The organism is Ruegeria atlantica (assembly GCF_013033965.1).
Classification (GTDB): Bacteria; Pseudomonadota; Alphaproteobacteria; order Rhodobacterales; family Rhodobacteraceae; genus Ruegeria; species Ruegeria atlantica_D.
In genome coordinates, this window is record NZ_WQFE01000013.1 from 76,807 (window position 1) to 103,255 (window position 26,449).

Sequence of the window (26,449 nt, forward strand, 5' to 3'; positions counted from 1 at the left end):
ACTCAAGCCAATCTGGCGGCAGCGCGCGCGATCACCATCTCTTCGTTCGTGGGAATGGCAAGAATGCGTACGCGGCTGAAATCGGTCGACAGAACTGTGCCGTTGTCCGCATTTCGGTTAGGGTCCAATTCAATCCCGATCCACCGCATTCCTTCGCAGACCATTTGACGGATACGGGCGGCGTTTTCACCAATGCCTCCAGTAAAGACCAAAGCATCGATACCTTCCAAAGCAGCGGACAAGGCACCCAGTTCCCGGCGGATGCGGAAAACATAATAATCAATCGCTTTTCGCGCCTCCTGAGTGTCGGCAGCCAACAAGGTGCGCATGTCTGACGACATGCCGGACAGTCCCAGCAAGCCGGACTTTCGATAAAGAAGCTCAGCGATTTCGTCGGCCTCCATCCCCTCTTGCTGCATCATGTAAAGAACAACGCCCGGGTCCAGTTGCCCGCTGCGGGTGCCCATGGGCAAACCGTCCAACGCCGAAAACCCCATGGTCGAGGCCACGGCCCTCCCGCCCGACACGGCACACATCGACGCGCCATTACCCAAGTGCGCAATGACCACACGGCCATCGTAAAGACCCGGCGCGATTTCCTTCAGCTTTTGCGAGACGTAGTCGTAACTCAACCCGTGAAACCCGTATCTGCGCACACCCTTCTCGTAAAAGCGCTGAGGGAGAGCGAAGGTATCATTCACCCACGGGTGTGTCCGGTGAAAGGCGGTATCGAAACACGCAACCTGAGTAGTACCAGGAAAAGCCGCAGCGGCAGCCTTGATACCGGCAAGGCTGTAGGGTTGGTGCAAAGGTGCGAAGGGAATAAACCCGCTTAGCGTGTCAAATACGCGATCATCCACCACGACGGGTTCGGAAAAAACCGGTCCGCCGTGAACGACGCGGTGACCGATGGCCCGGACTTGAATGTCCGGTAGGTATTCGCGGGTAAGTTCGAGAAACGCATTGATTGCTTCGTCATGGGTTTTCGCCCCGGAAAGCTGTCGATCGACCGACCGCCCCCCCGCCGATTGGGCCAACAGACGTGGGGCATCCCCCAACCTCTCGATCTGACCGCGCCAGCGCATGCTGGGGCGGCGATCCTCGACCAATTCGTACAGCGCAAACTTCAACGAAGACGACCCGGCATTCAACGCCAGAACATGTTCAGCCATGGATTTTGCCTTCATTCGCAATTGCATGCAGCGCCGCAACGGCGCATGACGCCAACCGGGACGCGTCATCATCCGCCCGAGACGTCAGGATAATTGGCACTGCAGCACCGACCACAATGCCGGCGGCCTCAGCGTGAGAGATATATGTGAGCTGTTTAGCAACCATGTTGCCAGCCTCAATATTCGGAACAACCAGAATATCTGCGACACCCGCAACCTGCGAGGTGATGCCCTTTGTCCGCGCGGCATTCAGATCAACTGCGTTGTCCATGGCCAAGGGGCCATCGACCAGCCCGCCAGTGATCTGTCCACGCTCGGCCATCTTCGACAACAGAGCCGCATCGACCGACGACGGCAAGTGCGGGTTGATCGTTTCGACCGCCGACAAGACACCAACTTTCGGCATCTCGATGCCGATGGAATGCGCAAGATGGATGGCGTTCTGAACGATGTCGGCCTTAGTTTCGAGGTCCGGTGCGATGCTCACCGCCGCATCGGTTACCATGATGGGCCGCGACATGCCCGGCACGTCCATGACGAATACATGCGACAACCGTCGCCCAGTCCTCAGCCCATTTTCCCGACGCAAAATGGCGCGCAGCAGGACATCCGTATGCAAGTGACCTTTCATCAGCATTCGGGCTTTACCATCGACGACCAAGCCGACCGCACGTTGGGCAGCCACTTCGTGGCCCTTTGCTTCAACGACTTCAACTCCGGACAAATCCGCCCCAAGCTGGGCCGCAGCGGTAGAAATCTTAGCTGGGTCGCCTACCAAAATCGGAGTGATGATGTTGTTTTCCAACGCAAGCAATGCCCCGCCCAGCGAATTCGCCTCTTCCGGGGCGACGATCACTGTGAGCATTGGGTCCAGAGGACGTACCTTTTCCAACAAAGCATCGAAGTGCTGGTGCCGTTGAACAACTAGTCCCGGAACTTCGACCGAGTCGAAGGTCATATGCCGTGACGGAGGCGTGACCTGTACGGTACCTTTCAAAATCAATGCGTTGTCCCCGACCCGGCGCACTTCTGCGGAACAGAGCAGATCGCCATCTTCACGCTTTTCAGTAACAGAAACAAAGGCGGTCAGTTCGTCGCCCGCTAAAACCGGGGCATGGAAACTCAGGTTTGCGTGACGTGTTTGTGTACCAGCCCCCGGCAATATGTTTCCTATCACTGCGGCCACTAAACCAGCGGGCCACAAAGCAGGTGCAACAGCCTCGAGGGACCCATCCCCATCTCCGTCATAGGCCGCCAGATTTAGCGGGTTGTGGTCGCCCGAGGCCGAGGCAAACGCATACAAATCGTCCACAGTACACAGCCGTGTAACCTGAGCCTTGTCGCCCACCTTTAACTGAGAATAAGTTCGATTTTCCTGAATTTTCATCTCGTCCGGCTTGTTTTTGAATGCGCGTTCGTCTTGTCATCAATTGAATAGTCGGCCCTAGGAGCCAGGACACTTCATCGTGTTCCTTACTTTTCTGCGGCGCAGCGTAGTCAGATTATTGGCGAATGACAAATGACCCCTGTTCATGGGCGGTTACAGATTATCGCTTGACCCAAAATTGGATCTCGGGCAAGCATCGCCCACGATGGTTCCCTGTGGTTCGCCAAGGGATGAAAAGGGAATACGGTGAGGATGCCAAACGGCCCCAAGTCCGTGACTGCCCCCGCAACTGTAAGCGGTGAGCGACGCCAAATATCCACTGACCCTAATGGGTCGGGAAGGATGGCCAAGCCACGACCCGCAAGTCAGGAGACCTACCATCCAATGTTCAACCAACCCGGGGCGGGGCGTCCTGGAAGGAGGCTTTATGAAACGTCTTAGACGTGATGACATCATTGGCACCTCCTTTCCGCGCTTGGAGACGAGCGGAGTGTGCCATGTCGAACAGTCCTGATCATTTTCTTCTGATTTGCGAGACCTGCGAAGGCGCTGACCAGGCGGACTCATTGCGAGCAACGCTGGATGGCAAACTTCCGGCAGCGTTTTGTATTCGCAAGGTCTCCTGCATGGCCGGCTGCGGTAGACCAACGACCGTTGGGTTTCAGGCTTTGGGTAAGGCGCAATATCTCTTCGGCGGCATCCAGTCGGTTCATGACGTGGACGCCCTTGCCGATTTCGCGCATCAGTACCGTGACAGCGAGGATGGCTGGACCAACGCAACGCAACGCCCGCCCGCCCTTCTTGAGAAAACCCTTGCGCGCCTGCCACGGCTGATAGTGGAGACAAGCGCATGACCTGCGGAACATTCCTTGAGGCGCGCGCGTTGGAGTACTACGCCCTGAATGGCGACGCTTTGTTGAAAGATGTCGACTTCGAACTTGATGAAGGGGCTATCCTGGCAATTGCCGGTCCAAACGGAGCGGGCAAAACTACGCTGCTGAACCTGTTGAGCGGTGCAGAAGAGATCGTACTGGGCGACGTGCTGGTAAAAGGACGCAGCCTTCGGCATCTTTCGGCCATGGACCGTGCCCGAACGATCGCCGTGGTCAGTCAGCAGGAGTCGCCAGACGGACGCCTGTTTCTGCGCGACTATGTGGCCCTTGGGCAAATCCCGATCCGCGCCGATCGATCTGCCAAAGAGCACACCGCAGAGCTTGATCGCATCCTGAACCTGACCGGCCTGGGCGCGCTGGCTGACAAGCGGATGGGCATGTTATCCGGCGGAGAGCGTCAGCGAGCCCATATCGCGCGGGCTTTGGCGCAAAATCCTTCGCTTTTGTTTCTGGATGAACCAACAAACCATCTGGACCCAGACGCAAAGGGACGCATGCTATCACTGGTGGCGGAGCTTGGCATAACAGTGGTTATGATCGTCCATGATCTGGTCATGATCCCGGAATTTGCCACCCATGTCGCCTTGATGAAATCCACGCGCCTGACCGGTTTCGGCCTTGTGCACGAGGTGCTGACACCCGAAAGGGTCCGTGAAACGTTTGGTGTCGATTTCCTGAGCTTTCAGCACGAAGGCCGCGTGATCCCGGCACTGGATATCAGAAGAACCACTACTTCAAACTAGGAAAAACAACATGAGCAAAACACTCTGGTGCGCGGCACTTATCAGCGGCCTTGCCAGTACCGCAACAGCGCACGAGATCACCGTCGACAATTGCGGTGAACCTTTGGTTTTTGAAACCCAACCCGAGCGGCTGGTCGTCCACGACATGAACATGACCAACATGGCCTTTGCGCTGGGTTTGCAGGAGAAGATCGTTGGCCTGACCGGCATCACCGGCTGGTACAAAACCAGCCCCGAATTTGACACTCTGCGTGGCGACATACCGGAACTGGCCCCCAAATATCCGACGGTCGAAAATCTGGTCGCGGTCGAGCCCGATCTGTTCTTTGCGGGCTGGTACTATGGCATGAAGCCGGGCGGCGACGTGACCCCTGACACGCTTGCGCCGTTTGGCATCAAAACGATGATCCTGACGGAAAGCTGCGTGCATCTGGACAAGGACCGGCCTGAAGCCAGCATGGACCTGTTGTTCAATGACGTCCTGCGCCTGGGCAAAGTCATGCATGTTGAAGAAAATGCCGAAAAACTGGTTTCAGGCTGGAAAGAAGAACTGGCCGCGATCGAGGCGCAGACAACCGAGTTGCCGAAGCCCCGCGTTTTCCTGCTGGACGGCCCCGCCGATGCCCCGTTTACAGCCGGTAAGTTCGCCATTCCCGACGCGATGATTGCCGCCGCCGGAGGCGAGAACGTCACCCATGATATGGATACCAGTTGGGGACGTTCCTCGTGGGAGGCTGTGGCCGCTTCGAACCCGGAATTTCTGGTTCTGCTGGACTATCAAACCGGAAATGGCGCAGCGGACACATTCAAGTTCCTGCAGGACCACCCTGTAATGTCTCAGACGGATGCCGTCAAAAACGAACGCTGGATCGGTCTGCGCTACGAAGAACTGACACCCGGACCGGCAAATATCGAAGCAATCTCGAAAATGGCCAAGGCTATGCACCCGGGTCTGAACTGATATGGGCCGACTTGGCCTGACACTCCTGCTGGGGGCGGCTGTACTGGCCGCCCTTTTGCTGACTTCGACTATCTACGGAACCACGTCCATTCCCGCCTCTGACGCACTGGCCGGTGTCCTGTTGGGCACAGGGTTGGTGGAGGGGGAGATGTCCCCGCTGCACCGCATCGTGTTTGACCTGCGATTGCCGCGCGCGTTGTTCGCCGCCGTGATCGGTGCCGGGCTGGGCATCGTCGGTGTTGTCCTGCAAACCACCACACGCAACGATCTGGCAGACCCGTTTCTGTTCGGCTTGTCCTCTGGCGCGGCTGCAGGGGCAGTCTTTGTCATAACGGTGACCGGAGATGTGCTGGGTTTTTGGACCCTACCGCTGGCCGCGTTTTTCGGCGGGCTAGTCGCATCAGGCATTGTGTTGGCTCTGGTCCACGGTCTGCGCACAAGCGCGCCAGAGAAACTGATCCTAGCGGGGCTTGCGGTTTCGTTCTTGTTTTCAGCTATTACCAACTACCTCATTTTTGCGGGCGACAGCCGCGCGGCCCATTCAGTCATCTTCTGGATGCTTGGGGGTCTGGGTCTTGCCCGGTGGGAGACGTTCCCGCTTGTCTGCGCCGGTTTGGTGTTGATCCTTGCGTATGCGATGTATCGAAGCCGCTGGCTTGATGCGCTGTTAACCGGCGATTTGACGGCTTCCACGTTGGGAGTGCCCGTTCAGGGGTTACGGTTCCGGATGTTCTTTGTGGCTGCCCTCGCGACCGCTGTATTCGTATCCGTTGCTGGTGTGATCGGGTTTGTCGGCCTGATGGTCCCCCACATCGCGCGCGGCATTGCGGGGCCTTTGCACAGCCAGCTTGTGCCAACAGCCGCCGTTGTCGGAGCCGCTTTGCTGACAGGTTCGGACATCCTCAGCCGCCTGTTGCTTGCCCCGCAGGAGCTGCCAGTGGGCATTGTCACAACGTCTCTGGGATCTGTATTTGTCTTTTTGTTGTTGATCCGAACCGCAAGGCCCAGGCGCTGATCAAAAAAGGGGGCCCTTCGTCTCAAAAATTAAAGTTTCCCAAAAGAGTAATATTTAAGCAGCAAAATGACCTAAATCAAAAAAGCACCCCGCAGATCACTGTATGCGGTACACTCGATCTTAGGAATCGAGTGTAGCCAGGTCGCATGCAATGCAACAAATGACCAGCCGACGCGCGTTTCTCAGCGCCAAAATCAGACCAGGGGACGGCAGTATCGCCAGGCCACCAGGCTCTGTAGAGCGGTGCTTTGTTGATCTATGCAGTAAATGCGGTAAGTGCGCAGATACTTGCCCCGAAGATGTTATTATCATCGGGACCGACGGGTACCCCCGATTTCAACCCACCGACAATCCCTGCACTTTCTGCGGCGAATGCGCTCAGATATGCCCGACCGAGGCGCTACAGACTGACCATCTGCCAGACTGGCAATGGCGCGCCGCTCTCAAGGCGGACGATTGTTTATCCATGATCGGCGTCAGTTGCCGCATCTGCCAGGACAATTGCGAGCAAAACGCCATCCGATTCAAACTGACGACCGGTGGGCGCGCAGAACCTGCGCTGGACTTTGAAGCCTGCAATGGCTGCGGGATTTGCCCAAGCTTGTGTCCCGTCGACGCCATCACGCTGGAACGCCCACCTCAACCACAAATGGAAACCACACAATGAACATCTGCGGTTGTCTTGCTCATGTCGCACCTGATCACGCCAGCGCAGCAGCGCACGTGATGACGGAAACGCCCGGTGTCGAAATTCACGCCCAAACGGAAGATGGCCGTTTTGTTGTTGTTGTCGAAGACACGCCATCCCGTCTTGCGTCCGAGGTCATCATGGACCTGCACCAGATCCCGGGCGTTATCTCACTGACACTGACTTATCACCATTTCGAGGATCTCGCGGACGCCCATCCGCAGCCCGATGCCCCAAGCCCATCCACCAGCCGGAGGCCCACGCTATGACACATTCTGAATCTCGCCGGACTTTTCTCAAGGCCTCAGCGGCCGCAGCAACAGCCTCTGCCGCTGGTATCCCGCTGGCTGCGGGTGAAGCCAAAGCTCAGGCCGGGGTACCGGATATCCGCTGGGACAAAGCGGCCTGCCGGTTCTGCGGTACGGGCTGCTCAGTTCTGGTCGGCACCAAAGAAGGCCGTGTGGTCGCAACACAAGGTGATCCCGACGCGCCTGTGAACCGAGGGCTGAATTGCATCAAGGGCTATTTCCTGTCCAAGATCATGTACGGCAAGGACCGCCTGACCACGCCGTTGCTGCGCAAAACCAATGGCGAATACGACAAAAACGGAGAATTCGAGCCCGTAAGCTGGGACGAAGCCTTCGATGTCATGGCCGCAAAATGGAAAGAGGCGCTTGCCAAGAAAGGCCCAACCAGCGTTGGCATGTTCGGATCCGGTCAATGGACGGTTTGGGAAGGCTATGCGGCCTCCAAACTGATGAAAGCCGGGTTCCGGTCGAACAATATCGACCCCAATGCACGGCACTGCATGGCGTCAGCCGTTGTGGGTTTCATGCGCACCTTCGGCATTGATGAGCCGATGGGTTGTTACGACGACTTTGAGCACGCGGATACATTTGTACTTTGGGGATCAAACATGGCCGAGATGCACCCCATCTTGTGGTCGCGCCTGACCGATACCCGCCTGACCAAGCCGGGCTGTGAAGTACACGTGCTGTCGACCTTCGAGCATCGCTCGTTCGAGCTGGCCGACAATGGCATCGTTTTTGAACCGCAGACTGATCTGGCGATCCTGAACTACATCGCCAACTACATCATTCAGAATGGCGCGGTGAATGAAGAGTTCGTCAAGAAACACGTCAACATCACCAAAACCGCCACTGACATCGGCTATGGCCTGCGCGATACCAACGCGCTGCAGCAGGAAGCTGAAAACCCGAATTCGGGCAAAATGGAACCAATCAGCTTCGAAGAGTACGCCAAAGCTGTCGAACCCTACACGCTGGAGTACACCTCTGAACTGTCAGGCGTTCCCGCAGACAAGCTGGAGAAACTGGCCCAGCAATATGCCGACCCCAACCGTAAGGTGATGAGCCTGTGGACAATGGGTTTCAACCAGCATACTCGCGGGTCGTGGGTGAACTCGCTGATGTACAACGTGCACCTGCTGGTGGGTAAAATCTCCGAACCCGGCAACTCGCCCTTCTCGCTGACCGGTCAGCCGTCCGCCTGCGGTACTGCGCGCGAGGTCGGCACATTTGCCCACCGCTTGCCGGCGGACATGGTCGTGGCAAACGACGAACATCGACAAATCTGTGAAACCGCGTGGAACATTCCCGAAGGCACCATTCCACCCAAGCCCGGATTCCACGCCGTGTTGCAGCACCGCAAACTGAAGGATGGCGAATTGAACGCTTATTGGGTGCAGTGCAACAACAACATGCAGGCCGCCCCCAATATCAACGAAGAAGGCTATCCTGGTTACCGCAACCCGGAAAACTTCATCACAGTCTCGGACCCTTACCCAACGGTCACCGCGGTTTCGGCGGACCTGATCCTTCCCACAGCCATGTGGGTTGAGAAAGAAGGCGCCTATGGCAACGCCGAGCGCCGTACCCAGTTCTGGCGCCAGCAGGTACAAGCACCGGGTGAGGCGAAATCGGACCTGTGGCAGTTGATGGAGTTCTCGAAGCGCTTCACCGTCGAAGAGGTTTGGGGCGAGGAACTTCTGGCCAAGATGCCCGAGCATCGTGGCAAGACCATGTACGATGTGCTCTATGCCAATGGAACCGTTGACAAGTTCCCGCTGTCCGAGACGGCAGAAGGGTTCCACAACGACGATGCCGAACATTTCGGCTTTTACGTCCAGAAAGGCCTGTTCGAAGAATATGCCGATTTCGGGCGCGGCCACGCGCATGATCTGGCTCCGTTCGAGATGTACCATCAGGCGCGCGGTATGCGCTGGCCGGTCGTGGACGGAAAGGAAACGCTCTATCGCTTCCGCGAAGGCTATGATCCTTATGTGTCCGAAGGCGCGGGTGTGGAATTCTACGGCCACAAGGATGGCAAGGCAAAAATCATCTTTGCGCCTTACGAACCTGCCGCCGAGGTTCCGGACGAAGAGTATGATTTGTGGCTGTCCACTGGTCGCGTGCTGGAACACTGGCACTCGGGCTCGATGACCCGCCGGGTGCCCGAACTGCACCGCGCGTTTCCGTCGGCCGTCGTCTACATGCATCCGCAGGACGCCAAGGATCGCGGTCTGCGCCGTGGGCAAGAGATTGTTCTGTCGACCCGCAGGGGCGAAGTCACCAGCCGGGTCGAAACCCGCGGCCGAAACAAAGTTCCACGTGGATTGGTGTTCATGCCGTGGTTCGACGAGCATCAGCTCACCAACAAGCTGACACTGGATGCGACCTGCCCCCTGTCGAAGGAGACCGACTACAAGAAATGCGCCTGTAAGGTCGAGCGCGCGTAACGGACAAGCGAGGCAAAGGTCGTCCCCATGCCCTTTGAAGGTAAACCTCTTTCCCCGCAAAGGCGTCGCTTCCTGCAGGATGCGGCGCGTGCGTCGGGTGGCTGCGTGGTTGCCGGGTCATTATTGGCCTGGCTGGCGCGCGATGCTCGCGCATTGCCGGCGGAGGCGTTACGCCCCCCCAGCGCATTACCGGAAAGGGAATTTCTGTCCGCTTGCATCCGCTGTGGTCTGTGTGTGCGAGACTGCCCCTACGATACACTGAAATTGGCAGAACTCGGGGTGGATGCAGTCGCAACTGGGACTCCTTATTTCACAGCAAGGGATGTGCCATGCGAAATGTGCGACGACATCCCATGCGTTGCTGCATGCCCCACTGGAGCATTGGACCCGTCTCTCGATAATATCGACGATGCTAAAATGGGCGTCGCTGTCCTTGTCGATCAGGAGAACTGTCTGAACTTCCTCGGCCTGCGCTGCGATGTCTGTTATCGGGTCTGTCCGGTGATTGATGAGGCGATCACGCTGGAAACGGCCCATAATGAACGTTCAGGCCGCCACGCAATGTTCATCCCGACAGTTCATGCGGACCACTGCACAGGCTGCGGCATGTGCGAGAAAAGCTGTGTTCTGCCAGAGGCCGCGATCAAGGTTCTGCCTGCGCGTTTGGCCCGCGGCGGCAGTGCCGATCACTACCGCAAAGGCTGGGAAGAGAAAGAGGCCAAGGGTGGCCCCCTTGTCGAAGGCCTCATCGACCTGCCAGACCGACTGCCCGGACCGGGCACCGACAACCTCGCCGCACCGGGTGGGTTCGCCCCCGCATACGATTTACCGGGGGTCGGGCAATGAGTGCGCGTACGCATATGCCGGTCGGAATGGAAGCCATCCAGGAAAAAGGATGGTTTCATGCCCACAAATTCCTGCTGCTGCGCCGCACAAGCCAATTGCTCTTTCTGGCTGTGTTCCTATTGGGGCCTTGGTTCGGAATCTGGATCGTGCAAGGCACGCTTGCCGGATCTTTGACACTGGGCGTGCTGCCGCTAACAGATCCGCTTATCCTGTTGCAAAGCATGATCGCCGGGCATTGGCCGGAACTGACAGCCCTGATTGGCGGAATGATCGTTCTGGTCGCCTACGCTCTGATTGGTGGGCGTGTCTATTGTTCATGGGTTTGTCCGATCAACCCAGTTACGGATGCAGCCAACTGGGCGCACAGACGTTTGGACATGCCGAAAGGCTGGCAACCCAAACGCAGCACCCGCCTTTGGGTACTGGCCACTGTCCTGATCGTCTCGGGCGCAACAGGCGTGATTGCATGGGAGCTGGTCAACCCGATCACCATGCTGCATCGCAGCCTGATATTCGGCGCCGGGTTCGTATGGGCCATGACCATAGCCATCTTCGTGTTCGACCTGTTTGTTTCGCGGCACGGCTGGTGCGGTCACATCTGTCCGGTTGGTGCATTCTACGGGCTGATTGGCGCAAAAGGCCTGTTGCGAGTTAGCGCTGCGAACCGTGCAGCTTGCGATGATTGCATGGATTGCTATGCCGTTTGCCCTGAAAATCAGGTCATATCCCCTGCGCTTAAGGGCAGCCCAGGTTCCACGCCTCTGATCCTGTCTCCAGACTGCACCACCTGCGGTCGTTGCATCGACGTATGCGCAGTCAACGTTTTCAATTTTACTCACCGGTTCGACGACGAGGTCGCCGCACCTTTTGATCCAGTTTCCGCGCCTGATCCGCGCGCAGCCAGACCTATCTAAGGGAGTGCCAAGATGAACCAGCCAATCCGTACAGGCTTATTAGCCCTTATCCCCGTTGTGCTCCTTGGTGGGTTCGCCCTTGCGCAATCAGCTCAAGTTGAATCCCTGCGTGGAGCCGACGTGGATGAACTAATCCCCCTGGATCAGATCCACAAAACCGTCGAAGGCCGCATGCAGCGAAATTATCGACAGCAGCCACCATTGATCCCGCACTCGGTTGAGCAGTACCAGATCGACACACGCACCAATCAGTGCCTGTCTTGCCACGACTGGACTAAAGCAGGGGAACGTAACGCGCCGACATTGTCGATGACCCACTACCTTGATCGCGACGGCAACGAGTTGGATCACATCGCAGGCACCCGTTACTTCTGCAACCAGTGTCACGTTCCGCAAGCGGACGCACCGCCATTGGTTGACAACGTCTTTCAACCGTCCTCGGGCAACTAATCCAACGCAAGAATGAAAGGAGCACCGATATGGCAGACTCTCCTGAAAAACGCGGTTGGATTGGCCGCCTCTGGAACTGGATCTGGACCCCGGCGGTGGCCTTCAGCTCGGGTTTTCTGATCCTTGCGGGCTTTCTGGCTGGTATCCTGTTCTGGGGCGGCTTCCACTGGACGCTTGAACTGACCAACACCGAAGAGTTCTGTACCTCGTGCCATACGATGGAAACCAATCTGGGCGAGTATCGTGAGACGATCCACTACAACAACCATTCCGGCGTGCGCGCGATCTGTTCCGATTGCCACGTGCCGCACGAATGGAACCACAAGATCAAAGCCAAGATCATGGCGGTCAAGGACGTTTATCACGAGCTGGCAGGCACAATCAGCACGCCCGAAAAATACGAAGAACATCGTTTGAGTATGGCGACTGCTGTCTGGAAGAAGATGAAGGCATCCGACAGCCGCGAGTGCCGGAACTGCCACAACTTCGATTACATGGATTTCACGTTGCAAGAAACACGCGCCGCCTCTGAGCACCAGCGCGCCATTGATGAAAACATGACCTGCATTGATTGCCACCAGGGCATCGCCCACAGCCTGCCGCCAGGCTATCAGGAACGGTATCAGGAAGTGACCGAAACCCTTGCCAGCAAAGCGTCTGGTATATTGCAAAAACAGGCCGCAGATGACGGCGATGACATCAAATCATTCCTGAGCACACGAGCAGACTGAAAAGGGACACGCCATGCTGGAAATTCTGGGAACAATCGGGGCCAACATCATCAGTCTGCCGGGTATCCTTGGGCTGGCCCTGGGAATGATGACGCGCCGCATATGGCTGGGCGCATTGATGGGTGGCATTGTCGGGGTGCTGGCGACCTTGATTTTTGCCCATGGGTCGTTTGCCAAGGTCGATACGGTTGAACTGTTGATCGCAATTGTCATCGGCCTTTGCGCTGGTAGCGTAGGATCGGCGATCCGTATCAAGGGCGCAACGGTCTGACGCCGATAGCCAATTGAGCACCGGCAAACATGCTTGGCCGCGCGCCAGCGAAAAAGTTCAAGAAACGCGACAAACGACGTGAATTCAGTAGTATAAACTTGCCAAAGCCCTTGGGCTTGTCATGATGGTCATTGAAAACGGACCATTCCGATGAGGAGGCAACTATGCTGCAAACACTACGAAATGGGCGTTTTTTGACCTTTGTGTTTGCAGTGGCTTTTGCACTTTTGTCTACTGATCAGTGTACGGCCCAGTCAGATACAACCGCATCCGGTGCAACCTCAGACGCCACGCGCGAAAATGGCGACTGGACCAACGTTCAGAAGATCCTGAACCACCGCTGTGTGGTGTGTCACAGCTGCTATGACGCACCCTGCCAACTCAAGCTGACATCCCCTGCCGGTCTATTGCGAGGCGCTAGTAAAGAGGCGGTTTATCACACTGAACGGCTAAAAGATGCGCAAACGACACGGCTTGGTATCGACGCACAGACAGTTCCCGGATGGCGCGCGCTTGGGTTTTACCCCGTTCTTCCGTCGTCCGAAACGACTGGTGAAGCCGGAACGGTGTTGGAACGCTACCTAGAGCTAGGCAGGCAGTCACCTTTGAAGGCTAATGCACCTGTCCCAACCGAGCTTGGACTGTCGATTGATCGCCCTCTGGCCTGCCCTACTACGCAAGAATTCGATGCCTTCAGCTCGGCAAATCCAAAGGCGGGAATGCCCTATGCAACGGCTCCGCTCAATGACATTGAATACCAAATGCTTATGTCATGGATCCAAAGCGGAGCGCCATTGCCATCGGCTGCACCTGAAATCCCCGAGAATATCCAAATTCAGATCGCAGAGTGGGAGGCATTTCTGAACGCCTCCGACCTGCGCCATCAATTGATGGGCAGATATCTTTACGAACATCTGTTTCTGGCGCGCCTCCACTTTCCAGCTGGCGAGCCAAGACAATTCTTTCAGCTGGTGCGTTCCGCCAGCCCACCGGGATCAAAAATCGAAATCATCGCAACGCGCCGCCCCTTCGATGATCCCGGCGCTGAGCCGTTCTATTATCGCCTGTAACCATTCGACGAGACGATCGTGCACAAAGATCATCTGGTGTACAGTTTTGGTCCGGACCGTCTGACACGATACCAGCAGTTGTTTCTTGATCCACCTTGGTCTTTAGCCGAGCTGCCGGCATATGGTGAAGACGAAGGCGGCAACCCGTTCAGTACATTTGCCAAGATCCCGGCCCGCAGTCGTTACCAGTTTCTTTTGGACGATGCGTTGTTTTTTGTGCGCAGCTTCATCCGCGGTCCGGTATGCCACGGTGAAACTGCCGTCGACGTAATCGAGGACCGGTTCTGGGTCAGTTTCCTTGACCCCGATGCCGATCTGTCCGTCACAGACCCCAGCTTTTTGGCGGAAGGGGCTGCCTTTCTGGAACTGCCGGTGGCTGAGTTGGATGGAAGATTCCTTGGAGATCTTCAGGGAATGTCCCACGAAAACCAGATCAAGTACCTTGAGTTTCGCGATGCCCGATATCGCAACAGCACGGCGTATCAGACCGGATTTGGATATGATGCGATCTGGGATGGCGACGGCACCAATCCCCAAGCGCTGATTACTGTGTTTCGCCATTTCGACAATGCCTCTGCCATGACCGGGTTCCACGGTGGTATCCCTGAAACGGCCTGGGTCATTGATTTCCCGGTGTTCGAACGTATCTACTACGATCTGGTTGCCGGTTATGACGTCTTTGGCCGTGTCGAACACCAGCTTTCAACGCGGTTGTACATGGACGAATTGCGGATGGAGAGCGAGGACAACTTCCTGAACTTCATGCCGCGCGGCGACAGACAAGAGATGCACGAAACCTGGTACCAAGGGGCATTGGCTGAGCTGCACACTTATTGGCATCGGCGTCGCGTCGATAACAGTTTTCCGACTGGAATAGATTTTGGAACGGGCGCACCGAAACAAGAGTTTCTGTTGGAACTCTTAAATCGCGGCAACGGTCTTTGGCCTGTCAAGGACACGATCAACAGGTGCAATGATGCCGACTGTTCGAATGGTCATTCAGATGTTCTAAACGACTTGAGCACTATCGCCGATCAAACCGGCGAATGGGTTAAGTATTTGTCAGACGTGTCCCTGCTTTTGGTAGACAAAGAAGACGGCTCCACAGCTATCTTTTCGCTGCTGCACGACAAAGCCCATTACAACGTGGCGTTCCTGTTTGAAGAAAAGGATCGCCGGAATCCGCGAGCCGACGTCCTGACCATCCTGCAGGGTGTGGTCGGAAGCTATCCTAATTTCTACTTTCAACTTCAAGAAGCACAACTGGCGTCCTTTGTATCCGACCTCAAATCAGTGCAGTCGCAGGCGGAATGGATCAAATTCATAACGGCTTATGGGCTGCGCAGGACAAGTCCTGATTTTTGGGACACCAGCGACAAGGTGATGGACATGTTTCTGCGAAGCGACCCTGTCCAAGCGGGCGTGCTGGATCTGAACCGGTACAAAGATCCGCGATCCAATGGTGATCCTGACAACAACTAAGCCAACACTCTGCGACATGGTCGTCAGCGTATCCGACCATCGTCATCGCGACTGTACAAGCAATGCCCAGCACCAGAATCGCTCGATGAGGCTATTCTGATCAAAACCTTTTTTGGGCCAGCTGATCCGGCGCATCAGAGTTTGGCAAAATCCTGGGGCGTTCAGACGTTTCGGGCGTGCCGCGCGCGGACAGCTTCCAGCAGTGGCCTCGGGTTGTTACAACGATCAATGGCTCCGTTTCGCACGAAGTAACCCCGATCTACATCGACCAAGGTATCGCAAAAAACCCGTGTGTTCTGAAGCTTTGGCCGGATGTCCATTGCTTCAACAACCCGCGCGACCGTTGCGTCATCATCCAAATGCGGGACGGCAGGGTTGTCACCGGCGACCCGCAAATGCACAGACGCCTTCAAGCCATGAATGGCAACAGCTCCGTCCGCGCCTTCCAAACTCGGGTAGACCGGATCGGCATTGCCGAGTCGAAATACGGCCCCGATCACGCCGCAAGATTTGGGCAGCCCAGCGAGGATCGCAAGCTGATCGGCATCATCAGTGTTGAACCCGTGATTGATGACATGGAAATACGTACCTTCGGACCTGATATCACCTTTGGTCCGCATCCGTGAGATGTAGATCGGTAGGCCAGTTTTTGCATGGGCCTTGGCCAGAGTCCCTGCCGACTTCGCGACATCGCCCCAATTCAATGTGATTTCCCAGTCCGTCAGATTGGCGGACTGGGATGCAATCAGATCCAGATGTTTTTCCGGGACGCCAAATCCCAGCAGAGTAATTCGGAACCCAAGATGTTTCAGAATATCAAGCCGGGCGCGGCGGGATGAGTCCAGCAGATCATGTATCGGGATACGGATGTCCCGGACACCCATCTCTTGCAGCGCCAAGAGATGATAGTCATTGCGCACAGGTTTGCGATCGAATTCATCCAGGCCTCCGCTGGGGGGCACCTCCGAAATTTCCGCCCAATTCTTACGAAGGTCAAAGCCGATCAATGGCAGGACGTTTTCCCTTGGTTCCGGTGCCAATTGCAGCGGGTCACCAGCCGGTTTTTCATCGGGCGCAAGCTCCGCTCCGTTTGTACGCACAAATTTTGTGACGTGGCCATTTTCGTAAACATTCACGACAAAGTAGCCAAGTTTGGCTGCGTCATTGCGGCCAAACTCGCTGTCTTCAGGTGGGATCGCGCGCAGCATTTCCGAGTAGTCCTGCCGAACGAAGCTGGTTGCCGGAGCCAGGTAAAAATCTGTCTCGGCGTAGCGATCATACCAGAAGTTATGCGCGTGGCCCGAGAACATGGCCTCAACGCCATATTCTTCTAGCAGCGCCAACAGCCATCCCCTGCCGGGCTGATCGGTGTTGTCATAATGATCCGGCTCGTCGGGATAACACAGATAGGCCGGGTGATGCAGCATCAACATGACGCGCTGGCCATGCGCTGCCGCAAGCTCGGTCTCAACCCAATGCTTCTGATCCGCCTCAGCCTGAAGTCCGGAATTGATCAACTGCGCGTTTAGCAGAACAAAACGCACCCCACCCCATTCGAAACTGTGAAAATGTGCCCCAAACTCACCTTTCCACGCCTCAATCATTTCAGGCGTGGTCGGGCTGGCGGGTCCCCCACAGATGGGCGTGTCACCGATGTCGTGGTTGCCCGGAAGAACGTGGATCGGCACCTTCAGATCGGACACGATCGCGCGATAGGCATCGGCGGCTTGAGCATACAGCGCGCCGGTTTCGGGAACAGGATGCAGCAGATCTCCGAGATGAACGACAAATTCCACGTCTCTGCGATTGATATCCGCGACAACATAGCGAAAGCGTCGATTGGCCCGGGCATTTACGGGAAACGGAGAATTGCATGTGTCTTCGTCCGGATTGACATGCGTGTCCGAGATCACTGCAAAGCTGTACGCAAAGCGCCCAAGTCCAACCCTGTCCGCATTAACCATGGTCGTTGTCCTCGTTTTCGGAATTAACCGCCGGTTGTCAGCACAGAGGCCTGACCCGTTTGCGATGCACGGATGCGGGATCGAACCAGCACGAATATCGACAATGCCGTCAACAGCCAGAACAACCAGCAAATCGCGTTTCTGACAAAGATCGACAGGCTGCCATCTGACAACAGCAAGGACTGACGGAAGTTATCCTCAAGCAGTGGCCCCAAGACGAAGGCAATCAGAAACGGAGCAACCGGTATTTCAAGCCGCAGCATCGTGAAACCCACCAGCCCCATGCACAGCATTACCAGGATGTCGAACAGGTTATTGTTCACCGCATAAGCACCATAGACGCACAACGTGAATACAATCGGGTAGAGGATACGGTTCGGGATGAGCGCTACGCGGCTGAAGGTTTTGATGGCGACCTTGCCTACGATGAACAAATAAGCCGAGCTGAGCAGGATCCCCATGAACAGTGCATAGATCATCGGCAGGTTTTCAGCAAAGAGGATGGGACCAGGACGCAGGCCGTGGATCATAAACGCCCCCAGGATCACTGCCGTGATCACGTCGCCAGGAACACCCAGCGCCAGCAGCGGAATCATGGTTGCTCCGGCCACGCCATTGTTCCCTGCTTCGGCGGCTGCGACGCCTTCGGGCTCACCTTTGCCGAAATTTTCGGGGTTTTTCGAGTTCCGACGCGCCTCGCTGTAGCTCAGGAAAGCCGCAGGAGCGCCACCGATGCCGGGAATTGCGCCCAGAATAACGCCGATGAAGCTGCCACGGATCACTGATTTCAGGGTTTTACGGAATTCGGCAAAACTTGCGCCGTTGCCCAGTTCCTGACGCTGCGCGCCTGCAGGCCGGGCACGTCGCGTTGCGCGATCAAGGATTTCGGGGATGGCAAACAGACCGATCAGAACCGGAATAAAGTTCAGCCCGGACATCAGCTCGTAGTTACCGAAGATGAACCGGTTCGTGCCATAGATCAGATCTAGCCCAACAGTGGCCAGCATCAGCCCCAGACAGGCAGACAGGATACCTTTGGTCAGGCTGGGACCTGCGACACCTGCGATGATCGTCAGGGAAAAGACGATCAGAGTGAAGAACTCGGGCGGGCCAAAGCGCAAAGCGAACGTTGCCAGAAATCCCGCGAACATGATCAGAGCAATATTAGAAATCAGGTCCGCCACACAGGATGCGTAAAGCGCAATATCCAACGCTTTTCGCGCCTGCCCCTTTTGTGCCAGCGGATAACCATCCAGAATAGTACAGGACGCAGCCGGCGTTCCGGGCGTTTTGATCAGGATGGCTGTTAACGACCCTCCGTATAAGCCGCCCTTGTACACACCAAGCAACAGCAGGATGCCGGTTACAGGCTGCATCGTGAACGTGAATGGCAGGGCCAGCGCGACACCCATCGGTGTGGTCATCCCTGGAATCGCTCCGATTATGGTCCCGATCAGGACGCCAATTCCAATCACCAGAATGTTCTCGAGGCTCAGGAACAGCTGAAAGGCCGTGGAAATATTCTCGATCATGCTCAGCTCCTCCTCAGCCTAACGTTTCGAAAATGCCAAGCGGCATTGGCACACCCGCGATGTGCAGAAAGAAAAGGTACAGAAGAATGGGCAAAATGATGCTGATCGGGACGATGTAGTACCATTTTCGCTCGCCGAAAAAGAGCATCATGGCAAGCATCAGAACGATCGAGCTTGCGACCACTCCCAAGGTCGTCAACGCAAAGTAGAACAGAAACAAAGCAAAGATCAGAATGACCGTTCGCAATGTTCCCGGAAGCGTGTCCAGCTTATAGGCGGCATCGGCTTCCGCGTCTTCATCCTCATCAAGGTTTGGAACTTTCAAAAAGTAAGACTCGGCCAGAAGACACAGGGCGACAACAACCACCGCCATGGCTATCACCCTTGGCCAAAATTCCGGGGACAAGGCGGAAATCTCCACGGAACCCGGTGAATCAACGCCTACGGGAATGAGCACGATCAGTGTCAGAATCCCCAGGACAAGAAACAATGCCCCTGCAAACAGGTCTTTTTTCTTTGATTGATCCACGGTCAGCGTCCTCCCTTAAGCAGATTCAGGTCAAGTTCAGCGTTTGCGATGTTTTCATTCAACGACAGCAACCGCGCCGCGCCCATGTGGGTCATTTCGCTGGATTTGATCTTGATAGGCACTTGAAGATCAGCCTTCAGATTTTCAATCTGCTTACGGAATCCCTCCAAATAGTACGGCGATTGCGCCAACGGGCCTGCAAGCAAAACCAGTTCCGGCTGTAAAACCGTTAGACTTAAAGAAAAGCAGTTTGCTGCCCTGGCTCCAAACTCCTCCAGCGCCGATCTGTAATTTTCATCCGGCTCATCCGCCAAAGAAACGACATCCCAGATTTTCTGGGCTTTTTCCTGATCAGACAGCGCATCAAAAACTTCTGGTGTCAGCAACTGGCGCAACAACGCCTTACCACCGCACAGATCGGTCAAAGAAACAGGAGCGTTTGAGCCGACCCCATCGGTGGTTTTGGCTTCAGTCAACACACCGCCAACCCGACCAATCCCACTGTAAGGCTCTCCGTTTACCTGCAACCCAATGCCAAATCCAAGCGCACAGTAGATCACAGCGACATTTTCGATGTTGCGCGCCACACCAAAGGTTACCTCTGACTGACAGATCGCTGCGCTTGGCGTTTCCAGCACCACCGGAACCCCGAGTTCTTCTCTTACAATCTCACAGACATCGGTTTCTTCGACCCACCCAAGCGTAGGAGCTGAGATGACGGTGCCACGGGCTTTGTCCAGATTACCTGCAATTGTTAGGCCCACACCGAAAAGGCGATCCCGTTCAGGAACGTGCTTTTCAATCAGCGTCCCGGCCCTCTTGCAGCATGCCTTGATGAAACTGGTTCCATCAGTCAGCCCCGCACCGCCCGCATCCCATGACGCAATGCGGTTGTTCGACAGATCGGCGAGCGTGACCACCTGTTGATACGCATTGATGCCGATGCCGATCACATAACCGCCCGCGCGATCCATGGTGAGCTTTTTCGTTCTTGGTCCCCTGCGACCCTCCGGCCGGGACACGCCGACCTCCTGAACCAGGCGCGCTTCGATCAATTCACGCGTTATCCTTGAAACACTCGCAGCGTTGAGCGCGAGGTTGTCCGCGATTTGCGTACGCGAAATGGTTCCTGATCCCAGGATTTCACCAAGAACCCGCTGTCGGTTCCCGCGGCCGATTTCTTCCTGTGACCAACCTGCCATTTTGCTCCTCCTTAATGTATCTTTACTTAATTATTTACTTACTGCAAGTATTTTATTATGATGAGTCTCATTCGATTCAGGGAGACGCAACAAATGACACTCAGAACCACAATAACCGCCGCGTTGAGCAGCTTTGCCTTGCTCGCAATCCCGATGGGAGCGTCGGCGCAGGATTATCCAAGCAAACCAGTGACTTTGGTGGTACCTTATGGCCCCGGCGGCGCGGCCGATTTGGCGGCCCGCACCCTCAGCACCGAGGCGCCCGACTACCTGGGCGAGAACATTCTGGTCGTCAACAAAACCGGTGCTGGCGGAGTCGTCGGCTCGACTCAGGTCGCAAAATCGCGCCCCGATGGCTACACGCTGCTGATGGCGCGCGTAGGCTCTCAGGCTACCGTCCCTGCAATCAATCGTACGATCCCATACAAGTGGGACGACTTCACGTTTCTGGGCTTGATCGAAAAGAACCCGTTTGTATTGGGTGTCAGCGCGGACTCTCCTTATCAAAACTTTGATGAACTGAAAGCCGCGATCGAAAGTGGCGAACGCCTTTCATATGCATCCGCAGGTGTAGGTACGCTTCTGCATATGGCCATGCTCATCATGCTGGACGACTTGGGCGTCGATTCCGAAGCGCTGATCCATGTTCCTTTCAAAGGGGGCGGCAAGGCAACGGCAGCCGTTGTGGGCGGGCATGCCGACCTGATTTTCCACAATCTCTCGGGGCTATCCGGCGCCATCGAATCCGATCAAATTCGCCCCTTGCTGACCACAACGCCTGAACGCTTCTCCGCAATTCCGGACACTCCGACGGCCCAAGAGCTTGGCCATCCGAACCTCGAAAATGTCGTCGGTTGGACCGGCGTCTGGGGCCCCAAGGACCTGCCCGAAGATGTCGTGGCAAAGTGGGTAGAAGTTCTCGGCGCGATCTCGGCTGACGAAAGTTGGGTTGAGACCACCGAAAAGTTGGGCTCTGTGCCCACAATTCTGTCACCGGACGAAACTAAAACCTTTGTCGAAGGTCAGGTTCAGACATTTAGCGACACCGCCGAAAAGTTGGGGATGTTAATCCAGTAACAACTTCGGCACCCCGGGCGGCCCTCCCCTCTTTCAGCCGCCCGGGACTAATCTTCCTTTTTCTCAGGAACCGAATATGGCACGTCCAAACATCCTTTTCATTCAGGCGGATCAACTCGCAGCAAACGCACTCGCGGCCCATGGTAACAAGACCGTCAAAGCGCCCAACATTGACCGGCTTGCAGAAAATGGAGTGGTGTTTGAAAATTGCTATTGCAACCTGCCCATGTGCGGCCCGTCCCGCGCATCAATGCACGCGGGAAAGCTACCCTTTTCGATCGGCATGTATGACAACGCCAGCGAATTCCACGCCGACATTCCGACATTCGCGCACTATCTACGCAGCATGGGCTACCGGGTCGAAATGTCAGGCAAAATGCATTTTGTCGGCCCCGATCAACTGCACGGCTACGACAAACGCCACACAACTGAAATTTATCCGGCCAATTTCGCCTGGACGGTGGATTGGTCCAAAGGACGTGAATACAAACCCACCAACCTGACAATGGCCCCCATCCTGGAAAGTGGCCCGGCGATCCGAACCATGCAGATGGACTACGATGATGAGGTCGAATATCACGGCACTCAGGCCTTGTATGATCTTGCACGAAAAGGCGACGATCGCCCCTTTATGCTGACAGTGTCCTTCACGTCGCCGCACTCGCCCTTCGTGATCGGGCAGGAGTATTGGGACCTCTATGATCATGACGAAATCGAATACCCGGCGGTTGCACCGCTGGAGCTGAACGAGATGGATCATCTCAGCCGCAACCTGCACTATTGCCAGTCCCGGCACGAGTTCACAGTCACGCCCGAAGATCGTCGCAAAGCGCGTCACGGCTATTACGGAATGATCTCGTATATCGATGAAAAGGTTGGACGCCTTATAGACGTTCTGGAAAAGACCGGCCAGATCGACAACACCATTGTCATCCTGACTGCCGATCATGGCGAGATGATGGGCGAGCGCGGCATGTGGTTCAAACAGCATTTCTTCGAATGGGCTTCCAGCGTTCCCTTCATCGTCTACGCGCCGGACCGCTTCAAACCGTCTCGGGTGAAGGAGAATATTTCGCTTGTTGACCTACTGCCCACACTGACGGACCTGGCTGCTGGCGGCTCATTCGAGGAGTATGCAGCGCCCATCGACGGGCAATCTTTGGTCCCTGCCCTGAATGGCGATACCACCAGCCTGTCAGATGTTGTGATCTCGGAGTTTGCCGCAGACGGATCCACCGGACCCAGCAGAATGGTAAAGAAAGGCCCGTGGAAACTAATGTGGCTCGAAGGGGTGGAAACGCTGCTCTATAACGTCGACGATGATCCCAACGAAGTGAACAACCGCGCGAACGATCCCGATTGCGCTGAAATCCGCGCCGAGCTTGAGGTGATACTATTCGAGGGCTGGAACCCCGATGATTTGTACGAAACGATCCGCGCCAGCCAAGTGCGCCGCCTTGCCATTCACAAGGTGACCGAGGGTGATCCGACCTATGTCTACACCGTCCGCAACGATGATGACGAGCGCTATATCCGCAATGCAGGCGCAGCAGATACAAAAGCACGCGCACGCCTTCCGTACGTAGCTCCGGCAAAACCTGACCTGGTGTAACATGTCTTTTGATTACATCATTGTTGGCGCAGGCTCTGCTGGTTGCGTCATCGCAAACAGATTGTCCGCGGATCCGAATGTCAGGGTTCTGCTCCTTGAGGCCGGGGGAAAAGACATCAATCCCTGGATTCACATCCCGGTCGGGTATTTCAAGACCCTTCACGATCCGAACACCGACTGGTGCTATAAGGCCGAGCCCGATCCGGGACTAAACGGTCGTGCACTGGACTGGCCGCGCGGAAAGACCCTTGGCGGATCATCCTCGATCAACGGCTTGCTTTATGTCCGTGGCCAAAAAGAGGATTATGACCGCTGGGCGCAACTCGGTAATACCGGCTGGTCGTGGGATGATGTGCTGCCATTGTTCAAGCGGTCGGAATGTCACGAAGATGCCGCCCCTGAGCTGCATGGGAAAGATGGCGAACTGTCCGTGTCGCTGATCCGCGCCAAATCTCCTATTTCCGAAGCCTTCATCGATGCCGCTGTGGAAATGGGCGTTCCGCGCACCGAGGACTATAACGGCGAGAAGCAGGAGGGAGCTGGCTATTTCCACCAAACCGCGCGCAAAGGATTCCGTTGCTCTTCGGCCAAGGCGTTTCTAACACCGATCAAGGGAAAACGTCGGAACCTTGAGGTCATCACGCACGCCCACGCAACCGGCCTTGTGTTTGCTGCGGATGCGTCAAAACAGGTGACGGGGGTTACCTATGATCGCAAGGGTACTCCCCAAAAAGCCATGTTGAACCCCGGCGGCGAAGTGATCCTGTCCGCCGGAGCCATTGGCTCGCCTCAGCTGCTGGAAGTGTCGGGTATCGGCAATCCGGACGTTCTGCGCGCGGCAGGGGTCGACCTTCGTCACGCGTTGCCGGGCGTAGGTGAACATCTTCAGGATCACCTGCAAATCCGCCTTGTTTACGAGGTCAACGTTCCAACTCTGAACGACGCCATCAATAATATTTTTCACCGCGCGGGCATCGGCATTGAATACGCCTTGCGCCGCACTGGCCCGATGAGTCTGGGCGCCAGTCAGGTGGCCATCTTCGCCAAATCCATGGATGGGCTGGACACCCCCGACATCCAGTTCCACTTTCAGCCGCTGTCCGCTGACAAACCGGGGATCGAAATGCACCCGTTCTCAGGTTTTACCTCCTCGGTCTGCCAGCTACGGCCGGAAAGCCGTGGACATATCCATATCACGTCGCCAAATGCACACGACTACCCAAAGATCGTTCCGAACTATTTGTCGACAACCGGTGATCAGCTTTGCGCCATCCGAGCCGTGAAATTTGCCCGTGCCATGACCAAAACCAATGCCCTTTCTCCCTTCATCGTGCGCGAACATGTTCCGTCTGGCGCGATTGAAACCGATGAAGACCACCTCGAAGCAGCCCGCAACATGGCCCAGACGATCTACCACCCAACCTCAACCTGCAAAATGGGCATAGACGACCTCGCGGTTGTCGATCCCCACTTGCGCGTGCACGGTGTCCGGGGCCTGCGGGTGGCAGATGCATCTATCATGCCCGACATCGTCAGCGGAAACACAAACGCTCCATCCATTATGATCGGCGAAAAATGCAGCGAGTTGGTGATCACGGAACGCAGCAAGCGTGTTTAAAGCACTCGTCAAAGTCTTAAAGTACTGGCGCCTTTGTCCGAGAGTATGAAGCGATACAAGCTCCGGTTGAAAAGATTGGCACCGGGGAGAACTTAGGCAGGGCGGGCAAACCCGAGACTACATGACTCTGGAAAGAAGTTGAAACACCGGCATGAGTTGCCCGAACAACGCGGACGTTCTTTCTATGAGGTTCGGTTCGAAAACAAAGGCAGACCCCCCCGCGTCTATCCAAACGGTAAACCCCTTGCGCCGCAACGCCTCTTCATGAGGATGATCTTTGTCAAAGCCAGATGGAACACGTTTCAACTCTGGGTCCTCGATCCGGAAACCACTCTGCCGCATTTCTTCGGTGAGCCGGATCAGCTCTGCGCCTTCCGGACCGGCCATAGCCGTGCGGAACGCGTCCAGAGCTTGTCTGTCATACTGAAATACCCCACAGCCCAGGGACAGTTTTTCGGGCGAAAGCCCAAAGAACCACATCGGTGGCTGAACCGCATTCCCTTGCGGTATGAACGCAAGATGCAGGTGCGCGTTGTAGGGTGTCTTGTCCTTGGAAAATCGAACATCACGATAAATGCGAAAGATTTTACCGCTGTGGCCCTGTCCAATCAGGTCCTGCAAGGCCGCAGCCATTTCGTCGGAGAACTGCTTGCTGGGGGCTTTTAACTGGGTCTCGTAGGTTGTTTTGTTCGCTGCGAACCATTCCTTTGTGTTATTGGCTTTCAGGTCCTTGAGGAAACCAAGCGCCTCGGGAGAGAAACTCTCAAATGTTGCCATTATATCCTCCGTTTAGTCTTTCGCAGGAAGGGCTGCGGCATGTTCGAGGCAAAGTTTTAACCAGCGTTGCAATGCCACGTCATCGCAGGCGCCCTCTTCAACATGTACAAAGCCCCCCAACTTGCGGGTTCCATGGATCACCGTCTCGGCGGTTGGATCCTTCAGCGCCTTGCGTTCGTTCGCCTTTCCAACCCGGAACATGAACCGCCCGACCCCGTCATTGTGACGCCGCGCGCCGCAGAGCATGTTGCCGTTCAAAAAGAAACACTGGCCACCCATCATCCGCTTTTCGGAAATCCCCGCATGCGCGGCCAAGGCATCGCGCACACGAGTGTTTAGGTTTTCATCCACCGGCATCAGGCGGTTGTGCCGAGTTGCCACAGGATCGCCAATGCCAGCACCATCATAGTCAAAGTCGTCAGGGCCGCCCCAATTGCGCGTCCTTTGCTTTCCGCTGAAGCACGCAGACTGAAGTAGTGGATGAGGCGGGCAAGCAGCAGAACTCCACCACAGACCGCTATGAGCCAGGGTGGAGTCCCTACAATCTCGGCACCCGCGAGGGCAAGCACGGCAAGCGGGACATATTCGATGAAGTTCCCATGCGCCCTCATCAGGCGCAGCAGGTCATCATCCTCACCGTGGAGCAAAAGTATTCCGGTCTTAGAGCGGCGCACACCGACCGCAATTGCCATCGGAATGCTCATCAATACAAAGACCGCTGTCACAGCCAGTGCAATTTCAGGCAATTGTTCCATCT

24 protein-coding genes, 1 pseudogene and 1 riboswitch are annotated in these 26,449 nt (G+C 56.1%); of the genes and pseudogenes, 16 read left to right on the forward strand and 9 right to left on the reverse strand.

All coding sequences use genetic code 11. The features are described 5' to 3' along the window. Positions 1 to 2: 2 nt before the first annotated feature. Positions 3 to 1,172, reverse strand: coding sequence for an acetate/propionate family kinase (locus GOW16_RS19630; protein ID WP_170418756.1), 1,170 nt, complete (start codon positions 1,170 to 1,172; stop codon positions 3 to 5). After that, positions 1,165 to 2,559: a bifunctional enoyl-CoA hydratase/phosphate acetyltransferase gene (locus tag GOW16_RS19635; protein ID WP_170418758.1), complete on the reverse strand. Its 1,395-nt coding sequence runs from the start codon at positions 2,557 to 2,559 to the stop codon at positions 1,165 to 1,167. The genes GOW16_RS19630 and GOW16_RS19635 overlap by 8 nt, the downstream gene beginning before the upstream one ends. Before the next feature lie 189 nt (positions 2,560 to 2,748). Beyond that, a riboswitch (cobalamin riboswitch) is annotated at positions 2,749 to 2,955 on the forward strand. Positions 2,956 to 3,056: 101 nt separating this feature from the next. On the opposite strand from GOW16_RS19635, the gene GOW16_RS19640 reads away from it, so the two are divergent. From GOW16_RS19640 to GOW16_RS22865, 13 genes and pseudogenes are all read left to right on the forward strand, one after another. Next, a complete protein-coding gene (locus GOW16_RS19640) occupies positions 3,057 to 3,413 on the forward strand; it encodes a DUF1636 family protein (RefSeq protein ID WP_170418761.1) in 357 nt (118 codons plus the stop codon). Then, positions 3,410 to 4,195, forward strand: a complete 786-nt coding sequence (locus GOW16_RS19645) for an ABC transporter ATP-binding protein (RefSeq protein ID WP_170418764.1) — start codon at positions 3,410 to 3,412, stop codon at positions 4,193 to 4,195. The genes GOW16_RS19640 and GOW16_RS19645 overlap by 4 nt, the downstream gene beginning before the upstream one ends. A gap of 10 nt (positions 4,196 to 4,205) precedes the next feature. Further along, positions 4,206 to 5,156: an ABC transporter substrate-binding protein gene (locus GOW16_RS19650; protein ID WP_170418767.1), complete on the forward strand. Its 951-nt coding sequence runs from the start codon at positions 4,206 to 4,208 to the stop codon at positions 5,154 to 5,156. Between the two features lies 1 nt (position 5,157). Then, a complete protein-coding gene (locus GOW16_RS19655; RefSeq protein ID WP_170418770.1) occupies positions 5,158 to 6,171 on the forward strand; it encodes a FecCD family ABC transporter permease in 1,014 nt (337 codons plus the stop codon). 160 nt (positions 6,172 to 6,331) lie between these two features. Further along, a complete protein-coding gene (gene napF, locus GOW16_RS19660) occupies positions 6,332 to 6,838 on the forward strand; it encodes a ferredoxin-type protein NapF (protein ID WP_254429855.1) in 507 nt (168 codons plus the stop codon). Next, entirely contained in the window at positions 6,835 to 7,128 is a 294-nt protein-coding gene (locus GOW16_RS19665) for a chaperone NapD (protein WP_170418778.1), read from the forward strand. Before napF ends, GOW16_RS19665 begins: the two co-directional genes overlap by 4 nt. Next, on the forward strand, positions 7,125 to 9,617 hold the full coding sequence (gene napA / locus GOW16_RS19670) for a nitrate reductase catalytic subunit NapA (protein ID WP_170418781.1): 2,493 nt from the start codon (positions 7,125 to 7,127) through the stop codon (positions 9,615 to 9,617). The genes GOW16_RS19665 and napA overlap by 4 nt, the downstream gene beginning before the upstream one ends. Positions 9,618 to 9,644: 27 nt before the next feature. Beyond that, positions 9,645 to 10,463 carry a ferredoxin-type protein NapG gene (gene napG / locus GOW16_RS19675; RefSeq protein ID WP_170418784.1) on the forward strand — a complete coding sequence of 273 codons (819 nt, stop codon included), beginning with the start codon at positions 9,645 to 9,647 and terminating at the stop codon, positions 10,461 to 10,463. Continuing rightward, positions 10,460 to 11,377, forward strand: coding sequence for a quinol dehydrogenase ferredoxin subunit NapH (gene napH / locus GOW16_RS19680; protein WP_170418787.1), 918 nt, complete (start codon positions 10,460 to 10,462; stop codon positions 11,375 to 11,377). Before napG ends, napH begins: the two co-directional genes overlap by 4 nt. A 12-nt stretch (positions 11,378 to 11,389) precedes the next feature. After that, positions 11,390 to 11,827 (forward strand): nitrate reductase cytochrome c-type subunit, encoded by a 438-nt coding sequence (locus GOW16_RS19685; RefSeq protein WP_170418790.1) that lies wholly within the window; start codon positions 11,390 to 11,392, stop codon positions 11,825 to 11,827. A gap of 29 nt (positions 11,828 to 11,856) precedes the next feature. Continuing rightward, positions 11,857 to 12,558 carry a NapC/NirT family cytochrome c gene (locus GOW16_RS19690; protein ID WP_170418793.1) on the forward strand — a complete coding sequence of 234 codons (702 nt, stop codon included), beginning with the start codon at positions 11,857 to 11,859 and terminating at the stop codon, positions 12,556 to 12,558. 13 nt (positions 12,559 to 12,571) lie between these two features. Next, entirely contained in the window at positions 12,572 to 12,829 is a 258-nt protein-coding gene (locus GOW16_RS19695) for a hypothetical protein (RefSeq protein ID WP_170418796.1), read from the forward strand. A gap of 164 nt (positions 12,830 to 12,993) precedes the next feature. Then, positions 12,994 to 15,381: pseudogene (locus tag GOW16_RS22865) on the forward strand (fatty acid cis/trans isomerase). A 161-nt stretch (positions 15,382 to 15,542) separates the two neighbouring features. Here GOW16_RS22865 and GOW16_RS19710 read toward each other — a convergent pair. From GOW16_RS19710 to GOW16_RS19725, 4 genes are read right to left on the reverse strand one after another with little or no spacing between them, the layout of a single operon-like run. Continuing rightward, positions 15,543 to 17,345 carry a metallophosphoesterase family protein gene (locus tag GOW16_RS19710; RefSeq protein ID WP_170418806.1) on the reverse strand — a complete coding sequence of 601 codons (1,803 nt, stop codon included), beginning with the start codon at positions 17,343 to 17,345 and terminating at the stop codon, positions 15,543 to 15,545. Between the two features lie 23 nt (positions 17,346 to 17,368). Further along, the gene (locus tag GOW16_RS19715) at positions 17,369 to 18,877 is read right to left on the reverse strand and encodes a tripartite tricarboxylate transporter permease (RefSeq protein WP_170418809.1); all 1,509 of its coding nucleotides are present in this window, start codon (positions 18,875 to 18,877) and stop codon (positions 17,369 to 17,371) included. A 13-nt stretch (positions 18,878 to 18,890) separates the two neighbouring features. Next, entirely contained in the window at positions 18,891 to 19,406 is a 516-nt protein-coding gene (locus tag GOW16_RS19720; RefSeq protein ID WP_170418814.1) for a tripartite tricarboxylate transporter TctB family protein, read from the reverse strand. Between the two features lie 2 nt (positions 19,407 to 19,408). Then, positions 19,409 to 20,608, reverse strand: a complete 1,200-nt coding sequence (locus GOW16_RS19725) for an ROK family transcriptional regulator (RefSeq protein WP_170418817.1) — start codon at positions 20,606 to 20,608, stop codon at positions 19,409 to 19,411. A 93-nt stretch (positions 20,609 to 20,701) separates the two neighbouring features. Here GOW16_RS19725 and GOW16_RS19730 point away from each other — a divergent pair, with 93 nt between their 5' ends. From GOW16_RS19730 to GOW16_RS19740, 3 genes are all read left to right on the forward strand, one after another. Continuing rightward, positions 20,702 to 21,685, forward strand: a complete 984-nt coding sequence (locus GOW16_RS19730; protein ID WP_170418820.1) for a Bug family tripartite tricarboxylate transporter substrate binding protein — start codon at positions 20,702 to 20,704, stop codon at positions 21,683 to 21,685. A 76-nt stretch (positions 21,686 to 21,761) separates the two neighbouring features. Next, the gene (gene betC / locus GOW16_RS19735) at positions 21,762 to 23,297 is read left to right on the forward strand and encodes a choline-sulfatase (protein ID WP_170418823.1); all 1,536 of its coding nucleotides are present in this window, start codon (positions 21,762 to 21,764) and stop codon (positions 23,295 to 23,297) included. Between the two features lies 1 nt (position 23,298). Continuing rightward, positions 23,299 to 24,915, forward strand: coding sequence for a GMC family oxidoreductase (locus GOW16_RS19740; RefSeq protein WP_170418826.1), 1,617 nt, complete (start codon positions 23,299 to 23,301; stop codon positions 24,913 to 24,915). Between the two features lie 117 nt (positions 24,916 to 25,032). Here GOW16_RS19740 and GOW16_RS19745 read toward each other — a convergent pair whose 3' ends face one another. From GOW16_RS19745 to GOW16_RS19755, 3 genes are read right to left on the reverse strand one after another with little or no spacing between them, the layout of a single operon-like run. Next, positions 25,033 to 25,692 carry a DUF2461 domain-containing protein gene (locus GOW16_RS19745; RefSeq protein ID WP_170418829.1) on the reverse strand — a complete coding sequence of 220 codons (660 nt, stop codon included), beginning with the start codon at positions 25,690 to 25,692 and terminating at the stop codon, positions 25,033 to 25,035. A 12-nt stretch (positions 25,693 to 25,704) separates the two neighbouring features. Next, the gene (locus GOW16_RS19750; protein WP_217354689.1) at positions 25,705 to 26,073 is read right to left on the reverse strand and encodes a TfoX/Sxy family protein; all 369 of its coding nucleotides are present in this window, start codon (positions 26,071 to 26,073) and stop codon (positions 25,705 to 25,707) included. Then, the gene (locus GOW16_RS19755) at positions 26,049 to 26,447 is read right to left on the reverse strand and encodes an MAPEG family protein (RefSeq protein ID WP_170418832.1); all 399 of its coding nucleotides are present in this window, start codon (positions 26,445 to 26,447) and stop codon (positions 26,049 to 26,051) included. Before GOW16_RS19755 ends, GOW16_RS19750 begins: the two co-directional genes overlap by 25 nt. Positions 26,448 to 26,449 lie beyond the last annotated feature (2 nt).